Origin of the sequence: Neisseria sicca VK64 (genome assembly GCF_000260655.1) — a bacterium.
Classification (GTDB): Bacteria; Pseudomonadota; Gammaproteobacteria; order Burkholderiales; family Neisseriaceae; genus Neisseria; species Neisseria sicca_B.
Window position 1 is genome coordinate 1 of the sequence record NZ_AJMT01000108.1, and the last position, 6,140, is coordinate 6,140.

General features: G+C 53.4%; 4 protein-coding genes. 1 reads left to right on the top strand and 3 read right to left on the bottom strand.

Annotated elements, in window-relative coordinates:
- Positions 1 to 552, top strand: a 552-nt coding sequence (locus HMPREF1051_RS06565; RefSeq protein ID WP_036492278.1) for a LysR substrate-binding domain-containing protein, incomplete at its 5' end; no start/stop codon positions are given.
- A 223-nt stretch (positions 553 to 775) separates the two neighbouring features.
- Here the strand turns inward: HMPREF1051_RS06565 and HMPREF1051_RS06570 are convergent.
- The 3 genes from HMPREF1051_RS06570 to HMPREF1051_RS06580 form a co-directional block, all read right to left on the bottom strand.
- Entirely contained in the window at positions 776 to 2,494 is a 1,719-nt protein-coding gene (locus tag HMPREF1051_RS06570) for an ABC transporter ATP-binding protein/permease (RefSeq protein ID WP_003766093.1), read from the bottom strand.
- An 80-nt stretch (positions 2,495 to 2,574) separates the two neighbouring features.
- Positions 2,575 to 4,788, bottom strand: a complete 2,214-nt coding sequence (locus tag HMPREF1051_RS06575; RefSeq protein WP_003766095.1) for a TonB-dependent siderophore receptor — start codon at positions 4,786 to 4,788, stop codon at positions 2,575 to 2,577.
- Between the two features lie 722 nt (positions 4,789 to 5,510).
- On the bottom strand, positions 5,511 to 6,140 hold a 630-nt coding region (locus HMPREF1051_RS06580), incomplete at its 5' end, for an AsmA family protein (RefSeq protein ID WP_003766097.1).

Consider the following 6,140-nt stretch of genomic DNA (forward strand, 5'->3'; position numbering starts at 1 on the left):
ATTGCGCAAATGGTCAGCAATGGCGAGGCGGATATTGCGATTGTGACGGAGCGGATTGACGATCATCCCGAACTGAGCAAGTTGACGTGTGATGAATGGAACCATGCGGTCATCGTGCCGAAAGAGCATCCTTTGTTGGAATGTATGAATCCTTTAAGTATTGAGGATTTGGCTTCGTTTCCCCTGATTACTTACGAATTTGCATTTAATCAGGGCAGCAGTATTGCGCGTGCTTTTAATAAGGCGCATTTGGATAATCCGGATGTGGTGTTGTCGGCAGCGGATACGGATGTCTTGAAGACTTATGTCCGACTGGGGCTTGGGGTCGGGTTGATGGCGAAGATGGCATTTGATCCGGAGAAGGATGCGGATTTGGAATTGGTCGATGCAGCGCATCTGTTTGAGCCTTCGCCCATTTGGATTGCAGTACGCTCGGATACTTATCTTCGCGGTTATACCTACGATTTTATCGAAATGTTCTCGCCGAAGCTGACGCGGGATGTGGTGGACCGTATTCTTTATACGCCGGTGGTCGAAGATTTCTCTATTTGAATTTGGATATGGCAAGAGGTCGTCTGAAAAGCAGAAATGTTTTTCAGACGACCTTTTTTAGTGCGGTTGATATTGGCCGGGTGCTTTGAAATTCAATGTCTTAAGCGCAGGCAAAAAACTGCGGGCAAAAAAACGCCTCCTGCCGGGAGCTGGCGGAGGCTATCCAAGGAGTTTTAAAAGTAACCCTAAAGAACTATGAAACTAGTCAGAAAGAACTATATTACTAATCTGAACGGTTTGCAAGTTCGTCGAGTGGTTTTAAATTAACTTTACGTCCGAACAAGGCTTGGATTTCAGATTGATGGCTGATGCCGATGACGAGGGTGTCGGGAAGGTTGTGCTTGAGGGTTTGCATCAGCGTCAAGGCAGATTCGCCGTCGAGCTGGTTGGTGGCTTCGTCGAGGAACAGGATTTGCGGTTTGCGCAGCAGCGCGCGGGCGAGGCTGAGGCGTTGCTGTTCGCCGCCGGAAAGGATGCCGTGCCATTCGTATGGTTCGTCTAAATTATCTTTCAGGCGGCCTAGTCCGACTTGTTCCAAGGTCGTCTGAATAAGTCGGTCGTCTTGGCAGGCGGGGTGGGGATAGCTGACGGTGTGGCGCAGGGTGTCGGCGGGGAGGTAGGGGCGTTGGGGCAGGAAGAGGAGGCTGCCTTCGAGAGCGAAACTGCCTTGGTAATACGGCCATAAGCCTGCGAGGGCGCGCAACAGGGTGGATTTGCCGATACCGCTTCTGCCTTCGAGCAATACCCATTCGGGGGCGTGGGCTTCGAGGTTGATGTCGGTAAGCAGGGGGCTGCCGGTTTGGGTGTGGACGGTGAGGTTTTGCAGAGCGAGGATGCCGCTTTGGCGGTGGTTGTTTAAAGTCAGGGCGGGTGCGGACGCTGGGCGGGCGGGGCTTCTGCCTTCTTGTTCTACTTGTTCCAATGCCGTCTGAAAACCGGAGAGGCGTTCGACGACTGCCGCCCATTCGATGAGGCGGCGGTAGGAGTCGGTAAACCAGCCAAAGCTGTCTTGGACGCGGGCAAACGATGTGCGGGTCTGCATCATGTCGCCAAAGGTCATGGTTTTGGCGAGGTACATGGGCAGGGTGGCGAGGATGGGGATGAAGATGCTGATGCGGACGTAGGTCGCCCAGAAGGTTTCTTGGCGGAATTCGCAGTTGGTGAGCCGCCGCCAGTTGTCGCGGATGCGGAGGTAACGTTGTTTCAGACGGCCTGTTTCGGCTTCGCCGCCGTTGTAGAAGGCGATTTGTTCGGCGTGGTCGCGCACGCGCAGGAGAGCGGCGCGGTAGTCGGCTTCGCGGTGCTGGCGGTCGATGTTGAGGTTTTTGAGTTTGCGGCCGACGAGGTGGGCAATCAGGGTGCTGATGACGGAATAAATCAGGGCAACCCAGACGAGGTAGCCGTGTATGGTGATGTCGCGCCCGCCGATGTTGAAGGTCTGCACGCCGGAGAGCGTCCACAATACGGCGACGAACGCGCTGAATTTGGCAATATTATTGATGAAGGAGCGGAACAGTCCGATGCTTTGGTCGGCGAGGAGGTAGATGTCTTCGGCGATGCGCTGGTCGGGATTGTCGGGTTCGCCGGTCAGGCGCAGGCGGTAGTGTTTGTGGCCTTCGAGCCAGTTTTGCTGGAATTGTTCGGTCAGGTGGGTGCGCCAGCGGAAGATGAGGCGTTTTTGCAGCCAGTCGCCGCAGACAATGCAGCCGATAATCATCGCCATGTAACCGAGGTATTCGACGATGAGCGCGGGCATGGACGCGCCGTCAAACGCGGCGAGCGCGTCGTAGAAGCGTTTATCCCACGCGGCGATCCAAACGCTGATGGTGATGGAGCAAAGGGTGAAGCCGATGAGGACGGCAAGCATCAGCCATTGGATGCGCCCGTGCGCCCCTGTCCAGAAAGGACGGGCGAGTCGGGAGAATTTTTTGAGGATGTTCATGGATGGTGTGTTGGTATCGATAATGAAAGGCCGTCTGAAATCGGGATTGTACTTTCAGACGGCCTTATTTCATACGGCGGCTACATCTTCCATTTCAGGCTGAACACGGCGTTGCGCGGTTCGCCGTAGAAGTTGCCGCTGTTGGCGGCACGGCTGTATTGGTTTTCGTAGTAGCGTTTGTCGGTCAGGTTGTTGACCGCCAGCCCCAGTTGCAGGTTTTTGCTCGGGCGGTATTGGACGTTGGTATTCCAAATGGTGTAGCCGCCTTGCTTGATGGAGCCGTAGAAGTTGGCGGTTTTGCTGCTGCTCTTTAAGCCCAGCCCGACCGTCCATTTACCGTCATCCACCGGCAGGATGTAGCTGGTGTAGAGGCGGAACATATGTTTCGGCGTATGGCTGCTGAAGTTGTAGCCTTTTCGGCGCGATTCAACATTGTCGCCGACGCTGTTGCGGTTGGTGCTGCGGTTGAAGGTGTAGCCTGCGTAAACTTGCCAACGGTCGGTCAGGCTGCCGGAAATTTCGGCGTCCAAGCCGCGGCTGCTTTGATCCAGCGGTTCCCAATAAGCGTGCGGACGGGCATTGACGCGTTGGTTGTTGTTGTCTTTGTCGGTACGGTAGAGGGCGACGGAAGTATTCAGACGACCTTCGTTCCATTCGCCTTTCCAGCCGATTTCGTAGTTGCGCCCCATAATCGGCGGCAGCAGGTTGTCGTTGTAGTCGCGGTTCATCGTTTGTTTGAAGATGGACGTGTAGGCGGCGTAGATGCTTTGCTTGGGCGTGATGTCGTAAGTGATGCCGGCATAGGGGATGAAGCGGTTGCGTTTGAGCGCGTAATATGTGCCTTCCGAACTGTCTTTGAGGTTTCTGTCCCAATAGAGGTTGCGGTGCCAGTTGGTGTAGCGTCCGCCGACGATGACGTGCAGTTTGTCGGTAGGATTGATGCGCGCGCCCAAACCGAAGGCGTGGGTGCGGTAGCTGCCGTTGCCGCCGCGTGACTTGGCGGTATCGGCATCCCAATCGGGTTTGGCTTTTTCGCTGCCGTTGAATGCATCCGCATCATATGTGCTGCTGTCGTCGAACCAGCGGTTGCCCGTGTTCATCTTCTCTTTGGAATAGCTGTGCATGAAGAAGAGGTCGTGGCTTTGGCCGAAGGCGAAGATGCGGCCGGTCAGGTTGTTTTGGAAAGTAAACTGGCGGCTGCCCGTGTCGTAACGGTCGAAGCTGTAAGTTTTGCCCAAACCGTCCGCGCCTATGCCGTTATCTGTGCCGCCCAGCGTGTAATATTCTTTTGAGCTGTCGCTTTTGCGCCAGTCCAGCTTGCTGCTCAGTTTCCAGTTGTCGTTGAAATAATGTTCAAACTCGGCAAAGAGGTTGTGTTTTTTCAGACGGGCTTCGTTCCAATCTGCACCGAGGTAGCGGCTGCGTTTCCATTCTTTGCCGTCTGCGCGCGTGGGCAGGCCGTCGGGGTCGGGCGTTTTGGTTTGGTTGAGATAGCTTGCGCCCCAAGTGAGCTTGCTGTTGTCGCCGATGTCTTTGTCCATCACGCCGTAAAGCAGGATGTCGCGGCCGCCGGATTGGTCTTGGAAGGTTTTGTTGCTGCCAACCGAGCCGACAAAACGTCCGCGCAGGCCGTGTTCCGGGCTTAAAGCACCTGACGCGTCAAACGTGCTGCCCACTCTGCCCCATGTGTTGACCGTTAAATCGGCGGAAAGCTGGCGTTTTGAGGTCGGTTTCTTACGGACGGCGTTAATCGTGCCGCCCGGTTCGTTGTTTGCCTGCGTCAGTCCGGCCGCGCCGCGTACCACTTCGATGCGGTCGTACATCGCTATATCGGTTACGCTGGTCGGGTCGCCGGACGGGCCGCCCAAGCCGAATCCGCCAGGCGAGCCGATTTGAGTGGCAATGCCGTCTTCCTCAAGTTGCTCGATAAAATAGCCGCGCGACATGAAATGCGTGCGCCCGCCGCTTTTGAAGACGTTGACGCCCGTGGCGTTTTGCAACGCGCCTTCGAGGCTGGTCACGCCTTGGTCTTCAAGTTGTTTTTTGGTGATGACGCTGACGGATTGGGGAATTTCCCTCGGAGAAAGCACCAATCCCGTAGTCGAGCGCATCGCGGATACGGTATAGCTGTTTTGATTTTCGGTACGCAGACTGCGGTTTTTGCCAACCACATTGACCTGCTTTAATTCCACCTGCTGCACTTCTTCAGCGGCGTGAACGGCTTGTGGCAGCGCGGCAAGACAGAACGCCAAGGTGCTGAGTTTGAAAAGTTTCTCTTTGTTTGTATTGTTCATTTGGTTGATTCCAGATAAAGCTGTTGTCGTAAAATGTTTATTTTTATTTGATATTTATAACCATAAAAACTATAAATATTCAAAGTATTATGTTTTTCAGACGACCTGCGTCAGATAAAACGGACGGATTTTATCAAATCCCGGCGGATAAAAAAATGTTGCCGCCGGGCGGAGTACCCAATGGCAACTGCTTATCCAAGGTTGCAAAGATAGATATAAGGAACTAGCTGAAAATTAGTTATAAAGAACTATAAACTATCTGTAAAAAATGGCAACCGTTTTTTCAGACGACCTCACGTTTTTTCACATACTCTTGCCATAAGTCAAAATTCTGGCCGGCAATAAAATACCCCTTCTTCTATTTGGTGGAAGAGGGGGTGTCTGCGTATCAGTCAGTTTTATAGTGGATTAACTTTAAACCAGTACGGCGTTGCCTCGCCTTAGCTCAAAGAGAACGATTCTCTAAGGTGCTGAAGCACCAAGTGAATCGGTTCCGTACTATCTGTACTGTCTGCGGCTTCGTCGCCTTGTCCTGATTTAAATTTAATCCACTATAGCTTCATTTTCTTGCGAACCGTGAAAAGGCGGATTGCCGTGTGGCTAGGCAGGTCGTCTGAAAACCAGTCAACGCCTATATGGCATCATTATCTTTTGTGTATCCTATATTCAGTGGGGTATAAAGCCAAAGGTCGTCTGAAAACAGTTTTCAGACGACCTTTGAGTTATTTGCGGTTGGGGTTGATCCATTGCCATTGTTCGCGCAGGGTGTTTTCGAGGGCTTTTTGTTTTTCCTGCGGGCTGTTGAGGCCGTCGGTCAGGCGGTTGTAGTCGATGGTGATGGACGGGTTTTGCACCGTACCTCTGATTTTGAGCGGAATGGGTTTGTTTTGCGGGTTCAGGGCATTGCGGATGAGCAGGTCTTCCGATAGCTCTTGGGTGCTGAGGTCGGTATAGCCGCTGCTGACAACGTGCAGGCTGTCGGAAAAGAGTTCGGTGTTGACATGGCGGCTGATGCCTTTGTCGATTTCGCTGTTGAGGACGAAATGGTGGAAAGGGGTTTTGGGCGGCGGGGTTTGTTGGGTGTTGTCTTTACTGATGATGCCGTTTTTGAGGATGTTGTCCATGTCGATACCGTGCCATGCGCCTTCGGAGATGTTGAGGGTCAGCATACCGTTGAGGTTTTTGAGCATTTGCTCGCGGTTGTTGCCTTTGGTGGTCAGGTCGATGACGGCGTTGCCGTTGCCGCTGAAGCTGTGGAAGCCGAACAGGTCTTGCAGCAAGGGTTGGATTTGTACGCTTTCTGCGTTTTGTTGGAGGTGGTAGGAGAGGGGTGTGGTGTTGGCTATGCTGAT